The organism is Streptomyces nogalater (genome assembly GCF_039532885.1).
GTDB classification, from domain to species: Bacteria; Actinomycetota; Actinomycetes; order Streptomycetales; family Streptomycetaceae; genus Streptomyces; species Streptomyces nogalater.
On sequence record NZ_BAAASM010000031.1, the window covers coordinates 64,924 to 89,920 of the forward strand.

Below are 24,997 nucleotides of genomic sequence, written 5' to 3' on the forward strand. Positions count from 1 at the left end.
GGCCGTTCGGCGGGACGAAGGTCGGCCGGCGTCGTCGGCCGGTGCCGTGGGTGGTCAGGGTCGTGGGCGGGCACCGCTCGCTGGGGCGAGGGCTGTCAGGGGTGTGGGCCGGTGCCGTCTGGCGGGGGGCGAAGGGTGGCCAGGGCCGTGGCGGGCACCGCTCGCTGGGGCGAGGGCTGTCAGGGGTGTGGGCCGGTGCCGTCTGGCGGGGGGCGAAGGGTGGCCAGGGGTGTGGGCCGGTGCCGTCCATCCTGGGGCGAGGGCTGCCAGGGGCGTGGGCCGGTGCCGTCTGGCGGGGGGCGAAGGGTGGCCAGGGGTGTGGGCCGGTGCCGTCCATCCTGGGGCGAGGGCTGTCAGGGGTGTGGGCCGGCGTCGTCGGCCGGTGCCGTGGGTGGCCAGGGCCGTGGCGGGCACCGCTCCCTGGGGCGAGGGCTGCCAGGGTCCTCGGCCGGTGCGGTGAAGGGGCGACCGGAAGTCGTCGGCCGGGGCCGTTCGGTGCCGGCGGGCGTGGCCGTCCGGCGCCGCGCCGGCGGCGTCGGCGTCGTAGGCTGGGCAGCCCGGCCCGTGAGACGTGTCGGGCTGTCTGCGTTGCCCCCGCCCGGATGGAAGCCCCCATGAGCCTGCACGGTCTGCTCGACGCCGTCGTCAAGGACCCCGCCCTCGCGGAAGCGATGCGCGCGGCAGCGGACGGCAACCGCCCGCACATCGACCTGGTCGGCCCCCCGGCGGCCCGGCCCTTCGCCGTCGCCGCCCTGGCCCGCGACGCCGGCCGCCCGGTGCTGGCGGTCACGGCGACCGGCCGCGAGGCCGAGGACCTGGCCGCCGCCCTGCGCTCCCTGCTGCCCCCCGAGGGCGTCGTGGAGTACCCCTCCTGGGAGACCCTCCCGCACGAGCGGCTCAGCCCCCGCAGCGACACCGTCGGCCGCCGCCTCGCCGTCCTGCGCCGCCTCGCCCACCCCAGCGCCGACGACCCCGAGACCGGGCCCGTCTCCGTCGTCGTAGCCCCCGTGCGCTCCGTGCTCCAGCCGCAGGTCAAGGGCCTCGGCGACCTGGAACCGGTGGCCCTGCGGGCCGGCCGGAGCGCCGATCTGAACGACATCGTCGAAGCCCTCGCGGCCGCCGCCTACGCGCGCGTGGAGCTGGTCGAGAAGCGCGGCGAGTTCGCCGTGCGCGGCGGCATCCTGGACGTGTTCCCGCCCACCGAGGAACACCCCCTGCGCATCGAGTTCTGGGGCGACGAGATCGAGGAGATCCGCTACTTCAAGGTCGCCGACCAGCGCTCCCTCGAAATCGCCGAACACGGCCTGTGGGCACCCCCGTGCCGGGAGCTGCTGCTCACCGACGACGTCCGCGCACGCGCTCGCGCCCTCGCCGAGGACCACCCCGAACTGGGCGAACTGCTCGGCAAGATCGCCGAGGGCATCGCGGTGGAGGGCATGGAGTCCCTGGCCCCGGTCCTGGTGGACGACATGGAGCTGCTGCTCGACGTGCTGCCCGCGGGCGCCATGGCCGTCGTCTGCGACCCGGAGCGGGTCCGCACCCGCGCCGCCGACCTCGTCGCCACCAGCCAGGAGTTCCTCCAGGCGTCCTGGGCGGCGACCGCCGGCGGCGGCGAGGCCCCCATCGACGTCGGCGCGGCCTCCCTGTGGTCCATCGCCGACGTCCGTGACCGCGCCCGCGAGCTGGGCATGATGTGGTGGTCGGTCTCCCCGTTCGCCGCCGACGCCGACGCCGCGGGCGATGCCGACACCCTCAAGCTCGGCATGCGCGCCCCCGAGACCTACCGCGGCGACACCGCGCGCGCCCTCGCCGACACCAAGGGCTGGCTCGCCGACGGCTGGCGCACGGTGTTCGTCACCGAGGGCCACGGCCCGGCCGCCCGCACCGTGGAGGTGCTCGGCGGCGAGGGCATCGCCGCCCGCCTGGACGCCGACCTCGGCGAACTCGGCCCCTCCGTGGTGCACGTCTCCTGCGGCTCCATCGAGTACGGCTTCGTGGACCCGGCGCTCAAGCTCGCCGTGCTCACCGAGACCGACCTCTCCGGGCAGCGCACCGCCGGCCGCGACGGCGCCCGCATGCCGGCCCGCCGCCGCAAGACCATCGACCCGCTCACCCTGGAACCGGGCGACTACATCGTCCACGAACAGCACGGCGTCGGCCGCTACATCGAGATGGTGCAGCGCACCGTGCAGGGCGCCACCCGCGAGTACCTGGTCGTGGAGTACGCGCCCGCCAAGCGCGGTCAGCCCGGCGACCGGCTGTACATCCCGACCGACCAGCTGGAGCAGATCACCAAGTACGTCGGCGGCGAGGCACCCACCCTGCACCGTCTCGGCGGCGCCGACTGGACCAAGACCAAGGCCCGCGCCAAGAAGGCCGTCAAGGAGATCGCCGCCGACCTGATCAAGCTGTACAGCGCGCGCATGGCCGCCCCCGGCCACGCCTTCGGCACCGACACCCCCTGGCAGCGCGAGCTGGAGGACGCCTTCCCCTACGCCGAGACCCCGGACCAGCTCACCACCATCGCCGAGGTCAAGGAGGACATGGAGAAGTCCGTCCCGATGGACCGCCTGATCTGCGGCGACGTCGGCTACGGCAAGACCGAGATCGCGGTGCGGGCCGCCTTCAAGGCCGTACAGGACGGCAAGCAGGTCGCCGTCCTGGTGCCCACCACCCTGCTGGTGCAGCAGCACTACGGCACGTTCTCCGAGCGGTACGCGCAATTCCCCGTCAACGTGCGCGCCCTGTCCCGCTTCCAGACCGACACCGAGGCCAAGGCCGTCCTGGAGGGGCTGAAGGACGGCTCGGTGGACGTCGTCATCGGCACCCACCGCCTGTTCTCCTCCGAGACCAAGTTCAAGGACCTCGGCCTGGTCATCGTCGACGAGGAGCAGCGCTTCGGCGTCGAGCACAAGGAACAGCTGAAGAAGCTCCGCGCCAACGTCGACGTGCTGACGATGTCCGCGACCCCGATCCCGCGCACCCTGGAGATGGCGGTCACCGGCATCCGCGAGATGTCCACGATCACCACACCCCCCGAGGAGCGCCACCCGGTGCTCACCTTCGTCGGGCCGTACGAGGAGAAGCAGATCGGCGCCGCCATCCGCCGCGAACTGCTGCGCGAGGGCCAGGTCTTCTACATCCACAACCGCGTCGAGTCCATCGACCGCGCGGCGGCCAGGCTCCGCGACATCGTCCCCGAGGCGCGCATCGCCACCGCCCACGGCCAGATGTCGGAGTCCGCGCTGGAACAGGTCGTGGTCGACTTCTGGGAGAAGAAGTTCGACGTGCTGGTCTCCACCACGATCGTGGAGTCCGGCATCGACATCTCCAACGCCAACACCCTGATCGTGGAGCGCGGCGACACCTTCGGCCTGTCCCAGCTGCACCAGCTGCGCGGCCGGGTCGGCCGGGGCCGCGAGCGCGGGTACGCCTACTTCCTGTACCCGCCGGAGAAGCCGCTCACCGAGACCGCGCACGAGCGCCTGGCGACCATCGCCCAGCACACCGAGATGGGCGCGGGCATGTACGTGGCGATGAAGGACCTGGAGATCCGCGGCGCCGGAAACCTCCTCGGCGGCGAGCAGTCCGGCCATATCGCGGGTGTCGGCTTCGACCTGTACGTCCGCATGGTCGGCGAGGCCGTCGCCGACTACCGGCGCCAGCTGGAGACCGGCGGGATCGAGGAGGAGCCGCCGCTGGAGGTCAAGATCGAGCTGCCCGTCGACGCGCACGTCCCGCACGACTACGCGCCCGGCGAACGGCTGCGCCTCCAGGCCTACCGCTCGATCGCCTCCGCCAACAGCGAGGAGGACATCAAGGCCGTCCGCGAGGAACTCACCGACCGCTACGGCAAGCTGCCCGAACCGGTGGAGAACCTGCTGCTGGTGGCCGGCCTGAGGATGCTCGCGCGCGCCTGCGGCGTCGGCGAGATCGTGCTCCAGGGCACCAACATCCGCTTCGCGCCGGTGGAGTTGCGCGAGTCGCAGGAGCTTCGGCTCAAGCGGCTCTACCCCGGCACGGTCATCAAGCCGGCCGCCCACCAGGTGCTGGTCCCGCGTCCGAAGACCGCCAAGGTCGGCGGCAAGCCGCTGGTCGGCCGGGAACTGCTGGCCTGGGTCGGCGAGTTCCTCACCTCCGTCCTGGGCTAGCGCACGGTGGACGACGACCGGCACCGGAACGGGGAGCGGGTCGGGTGGGGGAGCGGGGGCGCGCGTGCGGATCGGTGAGCTGGCCAAGGCGACCGGAACGACACCGCGCGCCCTGCGCCACTACGAACAGCAGGGCCTGATCACCTCCACGCGCGCCGCCAACGGCTACCGCGAGTACGACGCCGGTGCGGCCGTACGGGTGCGCAACATCCGCCGGCTGCTCGCGGCGGGCCTCACCCTGGACGACGTACTGGCCTTCCTCCCCTGCCTGGACGGTGACGTCACCGCCGGCCCCGCCGCTCCCCGGGCGCTCCAGGTCGCCCGGGACCGGCTGGCCGTCCTGGACGCCCGTATCGCCGCCCAGACCGAGCTGCGGGACCGGCTGGCGGCGGCCTTGCGGGAGGCGGGCGCCGAGGTCCCCTGAGATGGCCGGGGTTGCCAAGGTGGCCGAGGTTCCCTGAGCCGGCCCAGGCTCCTTGAGCCGGCCGAGGTTCCCTGAAGGGCCGGTTCAGGAGACGACCGCGCCGCCGTCCACGGGCAGCACCACCCCTGTCACGAACGACGCCCGCGGAGAGGCGAGGCGGGTGATGGCCCAGGCGACCTCCTCGGGGCGGCCGATCCGGCCGAGCGGGGTGTGGGCGAGCTGCCACCGCCTGATGGCGGCCCGCTGTTCGGGGGTGTAGCCGGAGTGGTCGGCGATCGGCGTCTCGATCGCGCCCGGGGCCACCGCGACCACCCGGATGCCCTGCGGCGCCAGCTCCACCGCCCAGCTGCGGGTCAGCACCTCCAGCGCCGCCTTGCCCGCCGCGTACAGCGAGTTGCCGGGCCAGCCGCGCTGGCCCACCGCCGTCGTCACGTTCACCACGACCCCCCGGCTCTCCTCCAGCGCGGGCAGCGCGGCCTGGGTGAGCAGCACGGGCGCGAGGAGGTTGGTCTCCAGCAGCGGCCGTACCGACGCGCGGGTATAGCTGCGCAGGGAGTCGGTGGTGACGACGGCCGCGTTGTTGACCAGCACGTCGAGCCGGCCGTAGCGCTCCAGCACGGCCCGTACGGCGGTGGCGGGCCCGTCCTCGGTGGTCAGGTCGGCGGACAGGGGCGTGATCCCGGGGTGTCCCTCGGCGGTCTCGGCCAGCGGCGCGCAGCGGCGGCCGACGGCGACGACCCGGGCGCCCTCGGCGGCGAACGCGCGCGCCGTCGCCCGGCCGATCCCGGTGCCGGCGCCGGTCACGAGGACGGTACGAGGGTCCCGGCGGGAGCCGCCGCGGGAGGTGCTGTTCTCGGTCATGCCGGGATCGTCGGACCCTGACGCCAGTGACAAGGTCAAACGGCGGCGATTCTTCACCGGACATGAGGCCTTTGTCATGGCATGACAGGACAACGTCCCATCTGCTGTGCCGCGAGGGGAAGTTACCGTGGAGAGCGGAACGACCCGCCCGCGCGAAGGGCGGACCAGCACGAGCAAGGGGGGCGCACCGTGACGCGTCTGAGGGGCGGGGTGGTCACCGCCGTGGCCACGCTGGTCGCCGTGACCGGCTGTACGGCCGAGCAGGACAGCGGGGCCGCCGGGCCCGGGCAGAGCGGAGGCGGGGGCGCGGCCCTGACCGCCGCCGGCTCACTGACCGTCAAGGGACGCGCGCCGAAGACCGGTTACTCCCGTGACCGGTTCGGCACCGCCTGGGCGGACACCGACTCCAACTCCTGCGACACCCGCGACGACATCCTCAAACGCGACCTGAAGGACGTGAAGTTCACCGGCGGCACCTGCAAGGTCACCTACGGACTGCTGGACCCCGACCCCTACTCCGGCAAGAAGATCACCTACCGGCGCGGCCGCAGCCAGGTCGACATCGACCACGTCGTGGCCCTCTCCGACGCCTGGCAGAAGGGCGCCAAGTACTGGGATCCCGGCAAGCGCATCGCCCTGGCCAACGACCCGCTCAACCTCCTCGCCGTGGACGCGCGCACCAACCGCGGCAAGGGCGACGGCGACGCGGCCACCTGGCTCCCGCCCGACAAGGACTACCGGTGTGAGTACGTCGCCGCCCAGGTCGCGGTCAAGAAGAAGTACGGCCTGTGGGTCACCGCCGCCGAACAGTCCGCCATGAAGAAGGTCCTCGCCGGCTGCCCGGACCAGAAACTGCCCACCGGCGGCAACCCGACCCGGGCACCCGAGCGCTTCCGGGCCCGGTGACCGGGCGAACCGCTGTTCCGGCGGGTCCGCCCCACCTATCGTGACCGGCATGGACATCAAGGTGAGCAGCCTCGCCGAGCGGCCCGACCGGCTGGACGCGGTGTCCGGCATGCCCGACACCTGGCCGGAGTTCGTCACCAACGACCCCGTGGGCGCCACCCACTACGGCCGTATCCCCACCGAACTGCCGGAGTACGCCCTGTTCGCCGAGGACGGGGACGGCCGGGTCGTCGCCCACGCCTACAGCGTGCCCTTCGCCCTCGACGCGCCCGGCCGGGGCACCCTGCCCGCCCGGGGCTGGGACCAGGTCCTCGCGTGGGCCTTCGCCGACCTGCGCCGCGGCACCCGCCCGGACACGGTGAGCGCCGTCTCGGTCACCATCGCCCCGCACGCCCAGGGCCGGGGACTGTCCGCCGTCCTGCTTGCCGCGATGCGGGACAACGCCCGCGCCCGCGGCTTCCACGAGGTCGTCGCCCCCGTCCGGCCGAGCGCCAAGCACCGCGAACCGCACACCCCGATCGCCGAGTACGCCCACCGGGTCCGCCCCGACGGGCTGCCCGAGGACCCGTGGCTGCGCGTCCACGCCCGGGCCGGCGCCACCATCGACTCCATCGCCCCGGCCTCCATGACCGTCGGCGGCTCGCTTCAGGAGTGGCGCCGCTGGACCGGGCTGCCCTTCGACCGCCTAGGCGATATCGAGGTGCCCGGCGCGCTGGTCCCGGTCCGCTGCGAACCGGAGCGCGGGTACGCCGTCTACGTCGAACCCAACGTCTGGATGCGGCACCCGCTGTGACCCGCGCGGCCGGGCCCGGCCCCGTACCGGTTTCCTACAGCGCGTCCAGGTCGATGATCTTCCCCGCGGGCTTGTCCGCGGGAACCGGACGGCCGTAGTCGCTGAAGGCCAGGTGGATCTGCTCCTTGGCCTTCGCCCCGCTGTCGATGCGCAGCAGGTACGGCTTGCCCTCGGTCGCCACGTGCGCCGTGTAGTCGTCCGTGCCGTCCTTCTCGTGCAGGACGATCGCGGGCGTGCCGTCGACCTTCGTGGTCTTGCCGCGGGTGGCCTCCGTGTCGCCCTCCTTGATGTCGCCGAGGATCGTGTCCAGGTCGCAGAAGGCCGCGATGTCCTTGGCGTCCTGGCCCTTCACGGCCATCTTGGTCCACTTTCCGGCGAGCATGTCGACCGCCGCGTCCGTGTCCTCCTTGGGCTCGCCCTCGCTCTGGGCGCGCAGGAACTTCTCGTCGTACTTCATGTAGACCGTGCTGCCGGACCTGACCAGGTCGGCCTTGCCCTCGCCGCCCATGCTCATCGTGCCCGCGCACCGGCCCTGCTTGTCGATCGCCATGTCGATGTCGATGAAGCCCTTGCTCTCCTCGTCGGGAACCCGGCCCTTCAGGCGCAGGGACGAGGCGCCGGTGGTGGCCTTCAACGCCCGGTCGGTGATCTGTCCACCGCTCAGCCCGGCGAACGGGCCCTTCGGCTTGCTGTCGGCCGAGTCGTCCCCCGACTGGCAGCCGGTGACGAGGCCGGCGGTGGCCGCGGCGGCGAGACAGAGAGCGGCAAATGCGGTACGACGCATGAGGGTTCCTTGTTGAGAGAGGTGTTCTGGTGAGCGGGGAGCCGGGACGGCTCCGTTCGGGGTGAGTGGTACGGGGGTGTGCGGGGTGTTACGGGGTGGTGGCTGCCGGCGCGGGGTGAGTGTCCCCGCGCCGGGGTGGGCAAACGGGTCAGGCCTTCTTCCAGTCACCGCAGTCGTCGGTCTTGAAGTAGCCGTCCGAGGCGCTGATGGTGACGACGGCCGTACCGGTCACGTTGTCGTTGGCGAGGATCGAGTCCACGCCGTTGCCGGCGTCCTTGGTGCGCTCCCAGTAGCAGGAGTCGTCGGCGTTCCCGGCCGACTTGTAGGTGCCCGGCGCGATGTCCGTCCCCACCTTGAACATGCCCCCGTCACCGGCCATCGAGGTGGCGGGAGTGCCCTTCGCCTTCGGGTCCACGGCCTCCCAGTCGGCGCAGCCGCTGGACTTGAACACCTTGTCGGTGGCCTTGAGGGTCACGTAACTCGTGCCGCTGACATTGTCGTTGGCGAGCAGGGAGTCCGGCTCGCCGGAGGCGTCCTTGGCACGCTCCCAGTAGCACATGTCATCGGTGTTGCCGGTCGTGCGGTACGTCCCCGGCTCGATGTCGGTGCCCACCTGGTAGTCCCCGTCGCCCCCGAACGAGGCCTTCTTCTCCTCGGCCGCCTCGGCGCCGTCCGAGTCGTTCGAGCCGCCGGAGTCCCGGCCGGCGCCGCCGGGCTTGTGCTCGGCCGAGGCGGTGGAGCCGGTCTTGGCACCGCCGTTGGGACCACCGTCTTCGCCGTCGCCGCCGGCGGTGGCGGACACGGCCCCGATGACGGCGATCCCCACTACCGCACCGACCGCGAGCTTGGCCTTCATGCCCATGACGAATCCCTCCCCGAATGCGGCGGCCTCCCCCTCCGGCGACCGCTCGTTCGCTGGGTCAATAACAGCAGAGCGTGTGAACCGAGTCAACACGGTTCACACTTGAGGGTGTGTACACGGCCGTGAACCCCTGAGACTTTGTGTACGCCGGTATGCTCGGCGCACACACGGGACGAGGGGAGCGAATCCGGTGCAGGACAACGCGACAGAGGTGACCGCAGCGGGGATCGCCCGACTCGCGGGAGTGGGCCGGGCCGCCGTCAGCAACTGGCGCCGCCGGCACGCCGATTTCCCCAAGCCGGTCGGCGGCACCGAGACGAGCCCGTCCTTCGCCCTCGCCGAGGTCGAGGCCTGGCTGCGCAAGCAGGGGAAGCTCGCGGAGGTACCGCTGCGTGAACGGGTCTGGCAGCAGCTCGCCGGCCACCCGGAGGGCCCGCTGACGGCCCTGGTGCACACCGGCTGTGCGCTGCTGCTGATCCACGAGCGCCCCACGGTCTGGCTCGACGCCAGCGCCGGCTCCGACGCGAGGCTGGCCGCCATGCTGCCGGGGGCGCTGGAGAAGGTGCTGACGCCGCGGGTGGGGGCCGTGCGGGGGCGCGGGAGAGCGGGAGGTGGGGGTGCGGGCGCGGCCGCGATCGCGGGCGGCGGTGACGGTGGCGGTGGCGGTGTGAACTCGGCTTACGGGCGATCCGCTGTGAACGGGGAGTTCGGGCAGTCCGGCGTGAACGGGCTCGGCAGCTCGCCTGCTGTGAACGCGGTTTCCGCGTCGACCGGTGTGAACTCGGGCCCGGCATCGCCTGGTGTGAACTCGGGCGTCGCGTCGCCGGGTGTGACCTCAGGTTCCCCGACTCCCGGTGTGAACTCGGGCTCTACGGCGTCCGGTGTGAACTCGGGGTCCGACGCGCCTGTTGTGAACCCCGACACCAGCGCGCCCGGTGTGAACCCCGACCCCACCGCACCCGCTGTGTATCCCCACCCCACCTCGCCCGTTGTGAACCCCTCTCCGACGACCCCGACTGTGGACGCCCCGCCCACTGTTCACAACGCCCCGGCCGTCCACGGCGAATCAACGGTTCACAGCACGCAGCCCGTCCACAACCAGCCCACGGCTCACACCACCGTCCCTGACCCCACCGTCCCTGACACCCCCGCCCTCACCACCCCCACCGGCCCCCAACTCCTCCCCTCCGTCCCCCTCCTCCGCGGCGCGGCCGAACTCGCCGCCGAGATCGGCACCCGGCAGACGTTCGAGTTCCTCCTGGGCCGGCACCTGGACGCCAACCCCCGCCAGTACACGCTCACCCCCGGCGAGTTGGCGGGCCTGATGGCCGACCTGGCCGGCCCGGCCCGCACCGTCCTGGACCCGGCCTGCGGCACCGGCGCTCTGCTGCGCGCGGTGGACGCCCGCCCCGGTCAGGAGCTGTACGCCCAGGACAGCGCGCCCGAACTCGCCGCGCTCAGCGCGCTGCGGCTGGCACTGCACAGCCGGGCCACCGTGCGCGCCGCCGTCGGTGACACCCTGCGCGCCGACGCCCACCCCGGGCTGCGCGCCGACGCGGTGCTGTGCCATCCGCCGTTCAACGAGCGCAACTGGGGCCACGACGAACTCGCCTACGACCCCCGGTGGGAGTACGGCTTCCCGGCGCGCACGGAATCGGAGATGGCCTGGGTGCAGCACGCGCTGGCCCGGCTGACCGACGGCGGCACCGCCGTCCTGCTGATGCCGCCGGCCGCCGCCTCCCGCCGCTCCGGGCGCCGGATCCGGGCCGATCTGCTGCGCCGGGGCGCGCTGCGGGCCGTGGTCGCGCTGCCGGTCGGCGCGGCGCCGCCGTACAACATCCCCCTGCACCTGTGGGTGCTGCGCCGGCCCGACCGGACCCCGGCGGCGCCCGAGGTGCTGCTCGTGGACACCGGAAGGTTCGCCGGGGAGGCGCGGGGCGGCCCGGACTGGGAGGCGGTACGGGAGGCGGTACTGGACGCGTGGCGTGCCTTCGCGGGCGCGGGGCGGCTCGCGGAGCGGCCCGGACTCGCCCGTTCCGTGCCGGTCATCGAACTCCTCGACGACGACGTGGACCTCGCGCCCGCCCGCCATCTGCCGCCGGCCGCGGTGGCCGACGGCGCGGAGCAGCTCACGCAGGTGCGCGAGCGCCTGGGGGCGACGCTGCGGCTCACCGCCGACCTCACCCCGCCGCCCGCCGACCCGGCACCGCCCGCGCGCTGGCCGCTGACCACCGTCGGCGAGCTCGCGCGCGGGGGCGCGCTGGTGATGCGTACCGGCGGGAACGGCGGCCACGCGCGCGTGCCGGTGCTCACCGACCACGACGTCCTCGCCGGGACGGCGCCCTCCGGCACGCTGCCCGAGAGCGAGGAGGAGGCCGTGCTGACCGAGCCGGGCGACGTCGTCGTACCCGTGCTCGGCGGGGGCGCGGTGGCGCGCGTGATCGACGAGGCGACGGGGGGCGCGGCCCTGGGGCGCAACCTGGTGCTGCTGCGCCCCGACCGCACGGCGCTCGACCCGTGGTTCCTGGCCGGGTTCCTGCGCGGTACCGCCAACAACCGGCAGGCCAGCAGCTACGCCTCCACGGCGACCCGGCTGGACGTGCGCCGGCTGCACCTGCCCCGGCTGCCGCTGGAGGAGCAGCGGCGCTACGGGGCGCGGTTCCGCGCACTCGACGAGTTCGAGCGGGCGCTCAGGCACGCGAGCCGGCTCGGGGAGCAGCTGGTGCGCGGGATGTACGACGGGCTCACCGACGGAACGGTGGCACCGGACTGACCCCGCGCCGGCGGCCGGACAACGGTTCGGTACACACCTGATCAGTTGTCCGTGCCGGGCCATATGCTCGAAGCGACAAGCACACGAGTGGTGTGATCCGCGCGCCCGCGGACCGCCGGGCGACCGGATACGCCCACTTCCAGGATCGGGAGCAGCCATGCAAGGCCACGGCTACGGACAGCCGGTGACGCAGCCGCCGCACACGGCGTGGCTGGTCTTCCTGCGTGTGCTGTTCGTGGCACTCGGGATCCTCACCATCGGCTTCCTGTCCTGGGCGATGCTGCTGCGGCTGGCGCTCGTCACGCGCCGGTCGCTGGACTGGGGTCTGTTCGTCGCGGTGCTGGCCGCCGACGTCCTCGGCTTCACCCTGCTGGGGACGGAGCCCGGCGACGAGGTCCACACCACGGGCGGTTATGTGGGCCTGTTCCTGGTGCTGGGCACGCTCGTGGGCGCGATCGCGTACTACCTGGCCGCGGACATCCAGCACTTCGTGCTGCGCCGGCAGGCGTACGCGGTGGTGCCCGGGGGCCCGGCGTACGGCTACCCGGCCCCGGCGGCGCCGTACGGCGTGACGACCGTACCGACCGCGCCGACGGGACCGACCGCCCCGGCCCCGGCCCCGCACACCCCCGTGCCCGCGCCCATGCCCGCGCCCGGGCCGCCGCCGGTCGCCCCGCCGCCGCAGCCCCCGGCGCCCGCGCGGATCGAGCAGGTGCGCGCGGAGCTGGACGAGTTGAGCGACTACCTGCGGCGGCAGGACGGCCACGAGGGCGGTCGGTGAGCGTGGCGACCGGACGAGCCGTCGCCGGACGCTACGAACTGTCCACGCTCATCGGGCAGGGCGGCATGGGCCAGGTCTGGACGGCGTACGACCGGCGGCTGGACCGGCGCGTGGCGGTGAAGCTGCTGCGCCCGGACAAGGTGGCGGGCCAGGAGGCGGACGAGCTGCGCCGCCGGTTCCTGCGCGAGTGCCGGGTCACCGCGCAGGTGGACCACCCCGGCCTGGTGACCGTGCACGACGCGGGCAGCGAGGGCGACGAGCTGTTCCTGGTCATGCAGTACGTCGACGGCGCCGACCTGTCCGACCACCTCGCCGAGCACGACCCGTACCCGTGGCCGTGGGCGGTCGCCGTGGCCGCGCAACTGTGCGCCGTGCTGAGCGCCGTGCACGCCGTGCCGATCGTGCACCGCGACCTCAAGCCGCGCAACGTGATGGTGAAGCAGGACGGCACGGTCACCGTCCTCGACCTGGGCGTGGCCTCGGTGATGGACACCGACACCACCCGGCTCACCCACACCGGCTCCCCGATCGGCTCGCCCGCCTATATGGCGCCCGAGCAGGCGATGGGCGGCGCGGTCGGCCCGTACACCGACCTGTACGCGCTGGGTGTGCTGTTGCACGAACTGCTCAGCGGCGAGGTGCCGTTCGCCGGGTCCACGGCGCTCGGAGTGCTGCACCGGCATCTGTACGAGCCGCCGCTGCCCGTGCGCCGGATCCGCCCCGAGGTCCCCGAGGCACTGGAGACCCTGGTGCTGCGCCTGCTGGCCAAGGACCCGCAGCACCGGCCGGCGTCCGCGCAGGAGGTCTACGAGGATCTGGCGCTGCTGCTGCCCGCGCGCGGCACCCCCACCGGGGCGCCCCTGGATCCCACGCGCCCCTTCCTGCGTCCGCACGCCCCCTGGCCGGACCGCGCACGGATACCCGCACACCGGCCCGCCCCCGTCGCGCCCGCACCGCCGGTGGCCGACAAGCCCGATGTCGCGGCCGCCGTGGACGAGGTCAAACGGCTGCTCGGCGAGGGCCGTATCACGCAGGCCGTGGACATCCTGGGCGCGATCCTGCCGGCCGCCGCCGACCAGCACGGCGAGCACTCCCCGGTCGTACGCACCCTGCGCAAGCAGTACGCGGCCACGCTCCTGGACGACGGCCAGTACCGGCGCGCGCTGCCCGAACTGCGCCGCCTCGCGGACGAACGCGCCGCCGAGGCCGGCCCGGCGGACGCGCAGTCGCTGCGCTACCGCTACGAGGCCGCGCAGTGTCTGGAGCAGCTGGGAGAACCGGCGGCGGCGCTCGCCGAGTACCGCGCGCTGCTGCCGTACTACGAGAACCAGTACATCTCCGAGGACCCGCGGCTCGCCCACGAGGTGCGCCGGCGGGTCGGTCATCTGCTGCTCGCGCTCGGCGACCGGCCGGCCGCCCACGACACGCTCGCGCGGCTGGTGATGGACGTCGAGCGGCTGCACGGCCCGGGTCACCCGCTGGCCGTGGAGGTCCGCCGGACCCTCCAGTGGCTCGGACAGGTGCGCGGATAGATTGTCCGTCGATCGATCGCGTCAGGCGATCGCGTCAGGCACGCACGCGGGTGAGCCGCGGTGCACGAACAGGGGTGGGAATCATGGCCGGACACCGGCAGTCCAAGAAGCGCAGATACATCGCCTGGGGAGCGGTCGGCGTGGTGGTCGCCGCCGGGGCCGGCATCGCCGCCCAGACCTCCATGGCCGCCACCGGCTGGCCCGCGCAGAAGACGTTCACCGGCCGCGCGTTCGACACCTGCACCGCGCCCTCGCTGTCCGCGATGAAGGCCTGGAACACCGGCTACTACGGCGCCGTCGCCGTCTATGTGGGCGGCAAGAACCGCGGCTGCGCCCAGCCCAACCTCACCGCCTCGTGGGTGAAGTCGGTGAACTCCCTCGGCTGGAAGATCATCCCGATCTACGTCGGCGCCCAGCCGCCCTGCCAGACCGGCTCCAGCCCCGAGAAGCTGACCGCCGCGACGGCCGCCTCGCTGGGCGCGAAGGACGCCGCCGACGCCGTGGCCAAGGCGTCCGCGCTCCGCATGAAGGCCGGCAGCCCCGTCTACCTCGACATGGAGGCGTACGACATCAAGAACAAGGCGTGCAACGACGCCGTCCTGACGTACGTGCGCTCCTTCACGAAGACGCTGCGCGCCAAGACCTACCGCGCCGGCTACTACGGCTTCACCAGCTCCAGCGCCAAGGCCGTCGCCACCGCCGCGGACAAGAAGGACCTGCCGGGCAACCTCTGGTACGCGCTGTACGACAAGAAGGACACGACGACCGCTGACTGGCCGTGGGGCGCCGGCCAGTTCACCCCGCACAGCCGCGGTCACCAGTACATGGTCAACAGCAAGGAGACGCGCGGCGGTGTCACGCTGACCGTCGACCGGGACTCCTGGGACGCGCCGGTGGCCATCATCGGCTGACCCGGCGGTCCGCTCCCGGGGCGGCGCGGCGGTGCCCGAAGTACGCGCGAATCGTTGGTCGAATGGGTTGGCCGCGGCCTGCCCACTGCCTACCATCGATCATCGCAAGACTTTGTGCACCGTCGCACAATCTCCCCCCAGGAGGTCTACCTTGCACCGCCGCCGTCGCACCGCGCTCGTCCTCACCGCCGCGATCGCCACCGCGGCCCCCCTGCTGACCGCCTGCGGAAGCGAGGCGCACCCGGGCGCCGCGGCCGTGGTCGGCGGGCAGCGGATCACCGTCGCCCAGCTGGAGCACCGGGTCGACGAGGTCCGCCGGGCCCAGCGGGCCGCGGTACCGGACGACACGCAGTACCAGCAGGTCGTCTCCTCCACCAGCAGCCTCACCCGCGACACCCTGCACAACATGGTGCTCGACCGGGTACTGCACCGCGCCGCCGAGGACAAGGGCATCACGGTCACCCGCGCGGAGATCCAGCGGATGCGCGCGGGCCTGGAGAAACAGGCCGGCGGCGGCAAGGGCCTGGAGACGGCCTGGCTGCAGCGGTACGGCATCGCACCGGCCCGCCTCGACGACAACCTGCGCCTGCAACTGGAGGCGCAGAAGCTCGCCGCCAAGCTCGGCACCGACACCAGTCAGCCCGCGTTCTGGAAGGCTCTGTCCAAGGCGTCCACCGACCTCCACGTCGACCTCAACCCGCGCTACGGCACCTGGGACGTGCAGAAGAGCAGCCGGGTGGACGCGAAGACACCATGGGTCCGGGAGGCCACGGCGGCGGGCGGCCAGCCGGTGACGACGTAGGCGGGCCGGGGCCGGACGGCGGCCTGGTCCGCATCCGCATCCGCATCCGGAACCGAAACCGGAACCGGAAGCAAGCGTTCCGATCGTACGATCACACGAGCACCCTGGCCCTGTGGATAACTCGTCCCACCCTCGCGTGCCGTGGGTTACGTTCGGATCGTGAACGAATCCAGCGCCGAAGCCCGCCCCGAACCCAGCCCCGCCCCCGGCCGGGAAGCAGCCCCCGGCCGCATCGTCCTGCTGACCACCAGCCACCGCGTCGCCCCCGGCCTGCTGTCCTGGCCCGCCTGGCAGGCCCTGCGCGCCGCCGACACCGTGCTGTGCGCGGACGGCACGCACCCGCAGCTGCCGTATCTGCGCGAGGCCGGGATAGCGGTGACGCAGGCGTCCCCCACCGCGCGGGAACTGGTCGACGCCTGTGCCGGCGGCCGGACGGTGGTGGTCGTGGCGACCGGCGAGGGCGAACCGGAGCTCACCGACGGCCTCGCCCGGCTGGCCGGCTCCGGCCGGGTCGCCATGCCGGAGCTGGAGCTGCTCCCCGCCTCCTACGACCTGCCCGGCGCCCGTCTGCTGGACCTGGTGCAGGTCATGGATCGCATCCGCGCCGAGTGCCCCTGGTCGTCCCGGCAGACCCACGAGGGCCTGGCCAAGTACGGCATCGAGGAGGCCTACGAACTGGTCGAGGCGATCGAGGCCGGCGACCGCGTGGAACTGCGCGAGGAACTGGGCGACGTCCTCCTCCAGGTCGTCTTCCACTCCCGGATCGCCGAGGAGGACCCGGACGCGCCGTTCTCCATCGACGACGTGGCCGGCGGCATCGTCGCCAAGCTCATCCGCCGGCACCCGCACATCTTCGGTGACGAGCGGGCCGAGACCCCGGAGGACGTCAGGGCGCAGTGGCTGCGCGTGAAAGCCGACGAGAAGCGGCGCACCTCGGTCACGGAAGGCGTCCCGCTCGGCCAGCCCGGCCTGGCCCTGGCCGCCAAGCTCGCCTCCCGCGTCCGTACGGCGGGCCTGGAGGTGCCCCTGCCCCGCGGCGAGGGCATCGGGTACGAACTGCTGGCGCTCGCGGTCGGCGCCGAGGCGGACGGCGTCGATCCGGAGGCGGCGCTGCGGGCGGCGGCCCGGGTGTACCGGGACGCGATCAAGGCCGGCGAGGCGGCGCGCGCGGCCGGTGACGCGGAGGAGGACGAGGGATAGGCGGATCACCCACCGGCACCTCGGGATCCCTCCCGCCCCAGTACGGCGGGGCGGAAAAGCGGAAGTGTCCCCGAAGCAGGCCACGGGCACCCGGAGCCGGCGAACCGGCAACCCCTACGCCCGACGCCCAACGCCCCGGCCCCCCGCGCGACCGGCACGGCGAGGACGAGCAGGTACACCACCGGTACGACGAGCCCGGCCGATCCACCGACCCGCCACCCCGGGTCGCCCCCCGTCCCGAAGGCGCTCCCCGAGGCGCCCGCCGTCCTGGCTGTCCCGCCGCTCCGAAGGCGCTCCGCAAGGTGTCCGTCGCCCCGGCTGTCCCGCCGCTCCGAAGGCGCTCCGCAAGGTGTCCGTCGCCCCGGCTGTCCCGCCGCTCCGAAGTCGCCCCGCAAGGTGTCCGCCGACCCGGACCATCCCGCCACCCCCCAAGGCGATCGGCGAGGTGGGTGCCGGGGCGGATACGGTCGAGGTGTGAGCGACCAGCACCACCCCGACCAGCCGGCCCCCGCCCTCTTCACGTGGGAGTTCGCCGCCGACCCCTACCCCGCCTACGCCTGGCTGCGCGAGCACGCCCCCGTGCACCGCACGCGGCTGCCGAGCGGGGTGGAGGCATGGCTGGTCACCCGGTACGCCGACGCCCGGCAGGCCCTGGCCGACCCGCGGCTGAGCAAGAACCCGGCCCACCACGACGAGCCCGCGCACGCCAAGGGCAAGACCGGCATCCCCGGCGAGCGCAAGGCCGAGCTGATGACGCATCTGCTGAACATCGACCCGCCGGACCACACCCGGCTGCGCAGGCTGGTCAGCAAGGCGTTCACCCCGCGCCGGGTCGCCGAGTTCGCCCCCCGGGTGCGGGAGCTGACCGACCAGCTCATCGACCGGTTCGCGAAGACCGGCTCCGCCGACCTCATCCATGAGTTCGCCTTCCCGCTGCCCATCTACGCCATCTGCGACCTGCTCGGCGTCCCGCGCGAGGACCAGGACGACTTCCGGGACTGGGCGGGCATGATGATCCGGCACGGGGGAGGACCGAGGGGAGGGGTCGCGCGGTCCGTGAAGAAGATGCGCGGCTACCTCGCCGAGCTGATCCACAAGAAGCGCGAGGCGCTGTCCGCCACGCCCGCGCCCGGCGAGGACCTGATCTCCGGTCTCATCCGCGCCTCCGACCACGGTGAGCACCTCACCGAGAACGAGGCCGCCGCCATGGCCTTCATCCTGCTGTTCGCCGGCTTCGAGACGACCGTCAACCTCATCGGCAACGGCACCTACGCCCTGCTCACCCACCCCGGCCAGCGCGCCCGGCTGCAGGACTCCCTGGCCCGCGGCGAACGCGACCTGCTGGAGACGGGCGTGGAGGAACTCCTGCGCTTCGACGGCCCGGTGGAGCTGGCCACCTGGCGGTTCGCCACCGAACCGCTGACCATCGGCGGGCAGGGCATAGCGCAGGGCGACCCGGTGCTCGTCGTCCTCGCCGCCGCCGACCGGGACCCGGAGCGGTTCGCCGACCCGGATGTGCTGGACCTCGCCCGCCGCGACAACCAGCACCTCGGTTACGGCCACGGCATCCACTACTGCCTGGGCGCGCCGCTCGCCCGGCTGGAGGGTCAGACCGCGCTGGCCGCCCTGTTCAACCGCCTGCCCGACCTGCGGCTCGCCGCCGATCCGGCCGACCTGCGCTGGCGCGGCGGGCTCATCATGCGCGGCCTGCGCACCCTGCCGGTGAAGTTCACGCCGACCGCCTGAACACAGCCTCTCCAGAGAAACCTGACACTTTCTCAACTCTGTGATCTTCACGTGATCTGTGCGGCATGAACTTGTGACAAGTGATCGTCTGCCGATACGTTCACCCATCAGCGCGGCGAGCGGCTCCGACCGCCGCGCCGGTCCTGCTGTCGCTCGAAAGGCTTCTGCATGCTCTCCGGGAACGGTCGACACCGTCGCCCCCGCCAGGCTCCGGCCCTCCTCGTCGCGGCCGGAGTGACCGGCTCCGCCATCGCCATCCCGCTGCTCGGCGCCGCGAGCGCCAACGCGGCCGACGGCACCACGTGGGACAAGGTGGCCGAGTGCGAGAGCGGCGGCTCCTGGAGCGCGGACAACGGAAGCGGTTACTACGGCGGCCTGCAGATCTCGCAGGAGGACTGGGACAAGTACGGCGGCGGCCAGTACGCGACCAGCGCCGACCAGGCCAGCCGTCAGCAGCAGATCGCCGTCGCCGAGAAGATCCTGGCCGACCGGGGCACCGCCCCCTGGGCCACCTGCGCCCTGCTGTCCGGCCTGACGCGGAACTCGGGGTCCGTGGACGTCGACACGGGCGTCGGCGGCTCCGGTGACACCGGCGGTTCCGAGGACTCGTCCGGACCGGCCGGCGACTCCGGCACGTCCGCGACCCCCGGGACCTCCACCCCGTCCGGCTCGCCGGACGCGTCGCCCTCCACCGGCTCCACTGCCGACCCGGGATCCGGCTCCTCCGCGGAGCCGACCGGCACGCCGTCCACCAAGCAGGACAAGGGCAACAAGGACGTCAAGGGCGACAACGGCGACAAGGGCGACAAGGGCGCGGACAAGGCCGCCGGCGAAGACGCGGACAGGGAAACGGGCAAGGGCACCGGCGAGACCCCCGGTTCCGCCGGGACCGACACCCCCGAGTCCGACAAGTCCCCCACGCCCGACATCGGCGGTTCGCAGGGCCCGGGCGGCTTCCCGACGGCCACGCCGGACGTCGGGACCGTGGGCAACCCGCAGCAGGCGGCCGGGTCTTGGAGCCTGGTCGACACCGGCGCCGTCGGCACCGGCGGGCGCCACCGGGGCCCGAGCGCGGACGAAAGCGTGACAAACGGTCAGCACGACGCCTCGTCCGGCCGTCACGCGTCCCGTGAACCGGACACCTACACCGTCCGCCAGGGCGACTCGCTGTCCTCCATCGCCGACTCCCTTGACGTCGACGGCGGATGGCGCGCGCTGTACGCCGGCAACAAGAAGGCCATCGGCGCCGACCCGAATCACATCGCCGCCGGTCAGACCCTGGATGTCCAGGGCGAAACGGGCGCAAAGTAGCGGGACTTGGCGCCCTACTTAACGCCTGAATGTCCGGTTTGGCGAAAGTGTGGGATGAGTCTCAGAAGCCCTGATCGTCTTTGAAATTCCGGCGATCACCTGTCTACGGTCGAGGCCGCTCGTCACCACGAGCCCCGGTATCCGCCACGCCGAATCCTGCCGGCGGTCGTCCGGGAACAGTCGTCGCGTCAAGCGCCGTAGGCAGGAGCGGGGGACCCAAGGTAAGTGCCGGGCCCAGCAGTTGAGGCTGGGACCGGCTGGGGGTGAAGCCGTGTCACGCGAAAGCGGACGCGGCCGGGCAACTCAACCGGCCCGAACCCGACAGCTCACCTCGCAGGCGTCGGTGAGGGGAATCGATCCATGCTGTTTACCGGCAAGGGCAAGCACCGTCGTCCGTCCAAGGCCGTCCGCGCCGTCACGCTCGCCGGTGTCACCGGCGCCGCCGTCGCCGCCCCGCTGATGGCGGCCGGCAACGCCTCCGCCGCCACCGCCTCCCAGTGGGACGCGGTCGCCCAGTGCGAGTCCGGCGGCAACTGGTCCATCAACACCGGCAACGGCTACTACGGCGGTCTGCAGTTCTCCGCCTCCACCTGGGCCGCGTACGGCGGCACGCAGTACGCCTCCACCGCCGACAAGGCGAGCAAGTCCCAGCAGATAGCCGTCGCCGAGAAGGTCCTCGCCTCGCAGGGCAAGGGCGCCTGGCCGGTGTGCGGCACAGGCCTGTCGGGCACCCCGTACAACGGCTCGGCCCCGAGCGCCCCCGCGCCGTCCACCCCCTCCACCCCCTCCTCCCCGTCCACCCAGGACTCGGGCACCACCACCCGCTCCACCGACCAGCAGGCCGCCTCCCGCTCCGCCGAGCGCCCGGCCGCCTCCACGTCCAAGAGCGCGGGCAAGACCGTCACCACCCCGACCGGCAAGAAGGTCCAGAAGGGCGACGGCGAGTACAAGGTGGTCGAGGGCGACACGCTCAGCACCGTCGCCGCGCGGCACAAGGTCGCCGGCGGCTGGCAGAAGCTGTTCGAGCTGAACAAGGACATCGTCCAGGACGCCGACCTGATCTACCCGGGCCAGCAGCTCCACCTGAAGTAACCCCCCGGCCCCCGGCCCGGCGGCCCGCACATCCCGGCGGGCCCACGGGAGGCTGCGAGGCCCGCACAGGCCGGCCGCTCACCGAAGGGCCGTGCGGGCCACCCCCGTCCCCCAGGGGCTCCCCGTCCCGGCGCGTGTTCCCCCGTACGCGCCGGGACGGGGTTTTTCCGCGTCCGCCCGGCGCCCCTTCGCCCGGAACCGGCCGGGACCCCTTTGTTTCGAATGGAAACAAACGGTACGGTCGCTCTGTCCACGGGGCGGTCGGTCGCCGGCCGAGCGGCCCGGGACGGTTAGGCTCTAGTCGCAAGGCACACCAGCCCCGCACTTCCAGCGTCACATCCAAGAAGGAGATGCTCGTGCCGTCCATCGACGTCGTCGTAGCCCGGGAAATCCTGGACTCCCGAGGCAACCCCACGGTCGAGGTCGAGGTCGGCCTCGACGACGGCAGCACGGGTCGTGCCGCCGTGCCGTCCGGCGCCTCGACCGGCGCCTTCGAGGCCATCGAGCTGCGCGACGGTGACCCGAACCGTTACCAGGGCAAGGGCGTCGAGAAGGCCGTCCTCGCCGTCATCGAGCAGATCGGCCCCGAGCTGGTCGGCTACGACGCCACCGAGCAGCGCCTGATCGACCAGGCCATGTTCGACCTGGACGCCACCGACAACAAGGGCTCCCTCGGCGCCAACGCCATCCTCGGTGTCTCGCTCGCCGTCGCCCACGCCGCCTCCGAGGCCAGCGACCTGCCGCTCTTCCGCTACCTGGGCGGCCCGAACGCGCACCTGCTGCCGGTGCCGATGATGAACATCCTGAACGGCGGCTCGCACGCCGACTCCAACGTGGACATCCAGGAGTTCATGATCGCCCCGATCGGCGCGGAGTCCTTCTCCGAGGCCCTGCGCTGGGGTGCCGAGGTCTACCACACCCTGAAGAAGGTCCTGAAGAACAAGGGCCTGTCCACCGGCCTCGGCGACGAGGGCGGCTTCGCCCCGAACCTCGGCTCCAACCGTGAGGCCCTCGACCTCATCCTGGAGGCGATCAAGGAGGCCGGCTACACCCCCGGCGAGCAGATCGCCCTGGCGCTCGACGTCGCCGCGTCCGAGTTCTACAAGGACGGCTCGTACGTCTTCGAGGGCAAGAACCGCACCGCCTCCGAGATGACCGAGTACTACGCCGAGCTGGTCGAGGCGTACCCGCTGGTCTCCATCGAGGACCCGCTCTTCGAGGACGACTGGGAGGGCTGGAAGACCATCACCGCCAAGCTCGGCGACAAGGTCCAGCTGGTCGGCGACGACCTGTTCGTGACCAACCCGGAGCGCCTGGCCAAGGGCATCGAGGAGGGCGCCGCCAACGCCCTGCTGGTCAAGGTCAACCAGATCGGCTCGCTGACCGAGACCCTGGACGCCGTCGAGCTGGCCCAGCGCAACGGCTACAAGTGCATGATGTCCCACCGCTCCGGCGAGACCGAGGACGTCACCATCGCCGACCTGGCCGTCGCCACCAACTGCGGCCAGATCAAGACCGGCGCCCCGGCCCGCTCCGAGCGCGTCGCCAAGTACAACCAGCTGCTGCGCATCGAGGAGATCCTCGACGACGCCGCGGTGTACGCCGGCCGCAGCGCCTTCCCGCGCTTCAAGGGCTGAGCGCCTGCCCGGGCTAACGTCCTAGCCAGTCGTACGTACGTCCCCGCACCCGGTCCCGTACCGTGTCCGGGGACGTACGCGCGTGTGACGGGAGGCGGGGAAGATGGGCGTGAAGGACCGTGACCGGTTCTCCACCGCGACCAGGATCAGGCTGCTCGGCGAGCAGACCGCGGCCCGTGTCTACCGCTCCCAGACCAGACGGCAGGCCCGCCGCTCCCGGCTCACCGGCCGCGCGGCGCTGCTCGCACTGGTGCTGTGCACGATGGTCGTCGCCCTCGCCTACCCGATGCGGCAGTACGTCTCCCAGCGCGCGGAGATCGCCGACCTCCAGCGCCGGCAGCAGCAGGCCCGCGAGCGGGTGGAACAGCTGCGGGACCTCAAGGCGCGCTGGCAGGACGACGCCTACGCCGAGCAGCAGATCCGCCGCCGGCTGCACTACGTACGGCCCGGCGAGACCGGGTACGTGGTCGTCGACCCCGGCGCGGCCAAGCAGTCCCGCGCCGACCTCGGGGCCGCCCGCCGGCCCTGGTACGCGAACGTCTGGGACGGCGTCGACAAGTCCGACGCCTCCGACCAGTGAACCGACAGAAAGTCTCCGACAGCCAGCCATGGAAACCCCTCCGTCGCCCACTCCGCGCACCGAGCCCACCGACGCGGACGTAGAGGCCTTCAAGCAGCAGCTGGGCCGCCCGCCGCGGGGCCTTCGGGCCATCGCGCACCGCTGCCCGTGCGGTCAGCCGGACGTCGTGGAGACGGCGCCGCGCCTGCCCGACGGCACCCCCTTCCCGACGCTGTACTACCTGACGTGCCCCAAGGCGTCCTCCGCCATCGGCACGCTGGAGGCGGACGGCGTGATGAAGGAGATGACCGAGCGGCTCCAGCGCGACCCGGAGCTGGCCGCCGCCTACCGGGCCGCGCACGAGGACTACATCCGGCGCCGGGACGAGATCGAGGTCCTCCAGGGCTTCCCGAGCGCGGGCGGCATGCCCGATCGGGTGAAGTGCCTGCACGTCCTCGTCGCCCACTCGCTGGCCGCCGGACCGGGCGTGAACCCGCTCGGCGACGAGGCCCTGGCGATGCTGCCGGAGTGGTGGCGCAAGGGCGCGTGCGTGACGGTCGACACCACCACCGAGGGGGACGCCAAGTGACCCGTGTGGCCGCCGTCGACTGCGGGACGAACTCCATCCGGCTGCTGGTCGCCGACGCCGACCCGGCGACGGGGGAACTGACCGAGCTGGACCGCCGGATGACGATCGTACGGCTCGGCCAGGGCGTCGACCGCACCGGCCGGCTCGCCCCCGAGGCGCTGGAGCGCACCTTCGCCGCCTGCCGCGAGTACGCCGGGATCATCAAGGAGCACGGGGCCGAACGGGTCCGCTTCGTCGCCACCTCCGCCTCCCGGGACGCCGAGAACCGCGAGGACTTCACGCGCGGGGTGCTGGACATCCTCGGGGTGGAGCCGGAGGTCATCACCGGTGACCAGGAGGCCGAGTTCTCCTTCACCGGCGCCACGAAGGAACTCACCGGCCGCACCGACCTCGCCCGGCCCTATCTGGTGGTGGACATCGGCGGCGGCTCCACCGAGTTCGTCGTCGGCGACGACCGGGTGCGCGCCGCGCGGTCGGTGGACATCGGCTGTGTGCGCATGACCGAGCGGCACCTGGTGCACGGCGGCGAGGTCTCCGACCCGCCCACCGGGGAGCAGATCGCCGCCATAAGGGCCGATGTGGAGGCCGCCCTGGACCTGGCCGAGCGGACGGTCCCGCTGCGCGAGGCGCGCACCCTGGTGGGCCTGGCCGGATCGGTCACCACGGTCTCCGCGATCGCCCAGGAGCTGCCCGAGTACGACTCCGCGCGCATCCACCACTCCCGGATCTCCCGGGACCGGGTGCGGGAGATCACCGAGTGGCTGCTGCGCTCCACGCACGCCGAGCGCGCGGCCGTCCCGTCCATGCATCCGGGCCGGGTCGACGTGATCGGCGCGGGCGCCCTCGTCCTGCTCGCGATCATGGAACGCACCGGCGCCGAGGAGGTCGTGGTGAGCGAGCACGACATCCTGGACGGCATCGCGTGGTCGGTGGCGTAGATCTCTTTTGTTACTCACCGGTAGCCGACCGCTGAGCAGGTTGGATAACGTTTGAGCGGCCCGGAGGGCCCCCTCGGGGGCCCTCCGTCGTATGCGCGCGGAAAAGTTCGTGAAGTTCTTCACAAGGAATTGGGCCCAGGGGGACCCCCGAACGGGGCCGGATGGCCCTTCCGGGGCATCAAAGACCGTTTGAACATGTTCAGATGAAGGGCGCGAACGGGCCCTGGAGGAGGCTGTTCCGGAGGCGTCACGACACTCTCACGGCCACCCCGCGACTCCGGAGAGGCTGCTCACGCGGCCTTGACAACGGGGCGAACCGCCGCGCGGTTCCCGCCGGACCACATG

General features: G+C 72.7%; 20 protein-coding genes and 1 riboswitch. Of the genes, 17 read left to right on the forward strand and 3 right to left on the reverse strand.

What is annotated here, in order from left to right:
- Window positions 1-614 precede the first annotated feature (614 nt).
- Window positions 615-4,151 carry a transcription-repair coupling factor gene (gene mfd, locus ABD350_RS20900; protein ID WP_344349746.1) on the forward strand — a complete coding sequence of 1,179 codons (3,537 nt, stop codon included), beginning with the start codon at window positions 615-617 and terminating at the stop codon, window positions 4,149-4,151.
- A 64-nt stretch (window positions 4,152-4,215) separates the two neighbouring features.
- Window positions 4,216-4,575 (forward strand): MerR family transcriptional regulator, encoded by a 360-nt coding sequence (locus ABD350_RS20905; RefSeq protein ID WP_344349747.1) that lies wholly within the window; start codon window positions 4,216-4,218, stop codon window positions 4,573-4,575.
- An 84-nt stretch (window positions 4,576-4,659) separates the two neighbouring features.
- On the opposite strand, the gene ABD350_RS20910 is transcribed toward ABD350_RS20905, so the two are convergent.
- Window positions 4,660-5,436, reverse strand: a complete 777-nt coding sequence (locus ABD350_RS20910) for an SDR family NAD(P)-dependent oxidoreductase (protein ID WP_344349748.1) — start codon at window positions 5,434-5,436, stop codon at window positions 4,660-4,662.
- 189 nt (window positions 5,437-5,625) lie between these two features.
- Here ABD350_RS20910 and ABD350_RS20915 point away from each other — a divergent pair, with 189 nt between their 5' ends.
- Together ABD350_RS20915 and ABD350_RS20920 are read left to right on the forward strand one after the other, a co-directional pair.
- A complete protein-coding gene (locus tag ABD350_RS20915) occupies window positions 5,626-6,342 on the forward strand; it encodes an HNH endonuclease family protein (protein ID WP_344349749.1) in 717 nt (238 codons plus the stop codon).
- Between the two features lie 49 nt (window positions 6,343-6,391).
- The gene (locus ABD350_RS20920) at window positions 6,392-7,135 is read left to right on the forward strand and encodes a GNAT family N-acetyltransferase (RefSeq protein WP_344349750.1); all 744 of its coding nucleotides are present in this window, start codon (window positions 6,392-6,394) and stop codon (window positions 7,133-7,135) included.
- Between the two features lie 34 nt (window positions 7,136-7,169).
- Here the strand turns inward: ABD350_RS20920 and ABD350_RS20925 are convergent, their stop codons facing one another.
- On the reverse strand, window positions 7,170-7,919 hold the full coding sequence (locus tag ABD350_RS20925) for a hypothetical protein (RefSeq protein ID WP_344349751.1): 750 nt from the start codon (window positions 7,917-7,919) through the stop codon (window positions 7,170-7,172).
- A gap of 148 nt (window positions 7,920-8,067) precedes the next feature.
- Window positions 8,068-8,781: an Rv1352/Rv1906c domain-containing protein gene (locus tag ABD350_RS20930; RefSeq protein WP_344349753.1), complete on the reverse strand. Its 714-nt coding sequence runs from the start codon at window positions 8,779-8,781 to the stop codon at window positions 8,068-8,070.
- 190 nt (window positions 8,782-8,971) lie between these two features.
- Between ABD350_RS20930 and ABD350_RS20935 the strand changes: the two genes are divergently transcribed.
- From ABD350_RS20935 to ABD350_RS20995, 13 genes are all read left to right on the forward strand, one after another.
- The gene (locus ABD350_RS20935; RefSeq protein WP_344349754.1) at window positions 8,972-11,554 is read left to right on the forward strand and encodes an N-6 DNA methylase; all 2,583 of its coding nucleotides are present in this window, start codon (window positions 8,972-8,974) and stop codon (window positions 11,552-11,554) included.
- A gap of 157 nt (window positions 11,555-11,711) precedes the next feature.
- Complete coding sequence (locus ABD350_RS20940) at window positions 11,712-12,335, forward strand: hypothetical protein (protein WP_344349755.1); 624 nt, start codon at window positions 11,712-11,714, stop codon at window positions 12,333-12,335.
- Window positions 12,336-12,373: 38 nt separating this feature from the next.
- Entirely contained in the window at window positions 12,374-13,867 is a 1,494-nt protein-coding gene (locus tag ABD350_RS20945) for a serine/threonine-protein kinase (RefSeq protein WP_344349856.1), read from the forward strand.
- Window positions 13,868-13,950: 83 nt separating this feature from the next.
- Complete coding sequence (locus tag ABD350_RS20950; RefSeq protein WP_344349756.1) at window positions 13,951-14,778, forward strand: glycoside hydrolase domain-containing protein; 828 nt, start codon at window positions 13,951-13,953, stop codon at window positions 14,776-14,778.
- 151 nt (window positions 14,779-14,929) lie between these two features.
- Entirely contained in the window at window positions 14,930-15,580 is a 651-nt protein-coding gene (locus tag ABD350_RS20955; RefSeq protein WP_344349758.1) for a SurA N-terminal domain-containing protein, read from the forward strand.
- Window positions 15,581-15,739: 159 nt separating this feature from the next.
- Window positions 15,740-16,780 carry a nucleoside triphosphate pyrophosphohydrolase gene (locus ABD350_RS20960; RefSeq protein WP_344349759.1) on the forward strand — a complete coding sequence of 347 codons (1,041 nt, stop codon included), beginning with the start codon at window positions 15,740-15,742 and terminating at the stop codon, window positions 16,778-16,780.
- 474 nt (window positions 16,781-17,254) lie between these two features.
- Window positions 17,255-18,526, forward strand: a complete 1,272-nt coding sequence (locus tag ABD350_RS20965) for a cytochrome P450 family protein (RefSeq protein WP_344349761.1) — start codon at window positions 17,255-17,257, stop codon at window positions 18,524-18,526.
- Between the two features lie 168 nt (window positions 18,527-18,694).
- Window positions 18,695-19,837, forward strand: coding sequence for a transglycosylase family protein (locus tag ABD350_RS20970; RefSeq protein WP_344349762.1), 1,143 nt, complete (start codon window positions 18,695-18,697; stop codon window positions 19,835-19,837).
- Window positions 19,838-20,020: 183 nt separating this feature from the next.
- Window positions 20,021-20,192, forward strand: a riboswitch (cyclic di-AMP (ydaO/yuaA leader).
- Between the two features lie 5 nt (window positions 20,193-20,197).
- Window positions 20,198-20,929, forward strand: coding sequence for a transglycosylase family protein (locus ABD350_RS20975; protein ID WP_344349763.1), 732 nt, complete (start codon window positions 20,198-20,200; stop codon window positions 20,927-20,929).
- 356 nt (window positions 20,930-21,285) lie between these two features.
- Window positions 21,286-22,566, forward strand: coding sequence for a phosphopyruvate hydratase (gene eno, locus ABD350_RS20980; RefSeq protein WP_344349764.1), 1,281 nt, complete (start codon window positions 21,286-21,288; stop codon window positions 22,564-22,566).
- Window positions 22,567-22,669: 103 nt separating this feature from the next.
- Window positions 22,670-23,146: an FtsB family cell division protein gene (locus tag ABD350_RS20985; protein ID WP_344349765.1), complete on the forward strand. Its 477-nt coding sequence runs from the start codon at window positions 22,670-22,672 to the stop codon at window positions 23,144-23,146.
- A gap of 28 nt (window positions 23,147-23,174) precedes the next feature.
- Window positions 23,175-23,714 (forward strand): DUF501 domain-containing protein, encoded by a 540-nt coding sequence (locus ABD350_RS20990; RefSeq protein ID WP_344349766.1) that lies wholly within the window; start codon window positions 23,175-23,177, stop codon window positions 23,712-23,714.
- Window positions 23,711-24,652 carry a Ppx/GppA phosphatase family protein gene (locus tag ABD350_RS20995; RefSeq protein WP_344349767.1) on the forward strand — a complete coding sequence of 314 codons (942 nt, stop codon included), beginning with the start codon at window positions 23,711-23,713 and terminating at the stop codon, window positions 24,650-24,652. Before ABD350_RS20990 ends, ABD350_RS20995 begins: the two co-directional genes overlap by 4 nt.
- Window positions 24,653-24,997 lie beyond the last annotated feature (345 nt).

Bases quoted from the DNA above. Each gene is read 5' to 3' on its own strand.
- mfd (WP_344349746.1), top strand. From the start codon at position 615: ATGAGCCTGCACGGTCTGCTCGACGCCGTCGTCAAGGACCCCGCCCTC.
- ABD350_RS20910 (WP_344349748.1), bottom strand. From the start codon at position 5,436: ATGACCGAGAACAGCACCTCCCGCGGCGGCTCCCGCCGGGACCCTCGT.
- ABD350_RS20920 (WP_344349750.1), top strand. From the start codon at position 6,392: ATGGACATCAAGGTGAGCAGCCTCGCCGAGCGGCCCGACCGGCTGGAC.
- ABD350_RS20925 (WP_344349751.1), bottom strand. From the start codon at position 7,919: ATGCGTCGTACCGCATTTGCCGCTCTCTGTCTCGCCGCCGCGGCCACC.
- ABD350_RS20930 (WP_344349753.1), bottom strand. From the start codon at position 8,781: ATGGGCATGAAGGCCAAGCTCGCGGTCGGTGCGGTAGTGGGGATCGCC.
- ABD350_RS20940 (WP_344349755.1), top strand. From the start codon at position 11,712: ATGCAAGGCCACGGCTACGGACAGCCGGTGACGCAGCCGCCGCACACG.
- ABD350_RS20950 (WP_344349756.1), top strand. From the start codon at position 13,951: ATGGCCGGACACCGGCAGTCCAAGAAGCGCAGATACATCGCCTGGGGA.
- ABD350_RS20970 (WP_344349762.1), top strand. From the start codon at position 18,695: ATGCTCTCCGGGAACGGTCGACACCGTCGCCCCCGCCAGGCTCCGGCC.
- ABD350_RS20975 (WP_344349763.1), top strand. From the start codon at position 20,198: ATGCTGTTTACCGGCAAGGGCAAGCACCGTCGTCCGTCCAAGGCCGTC.
- ABD350_RS20985 (WP_344349765.1), top strand. From the start codon at position 22,670: ATGGGCGTGAAGGACCGTGACCGGTTCTCCACCGCGACCAGGATCAGG.
- ABD350_RS20990 (WP_344349766.1), top strand. From the start codon at position 23,175: ATGGAAACCCCTCCGTCGCCCACTCCGCGCACCGAGCCCACCGACGCG.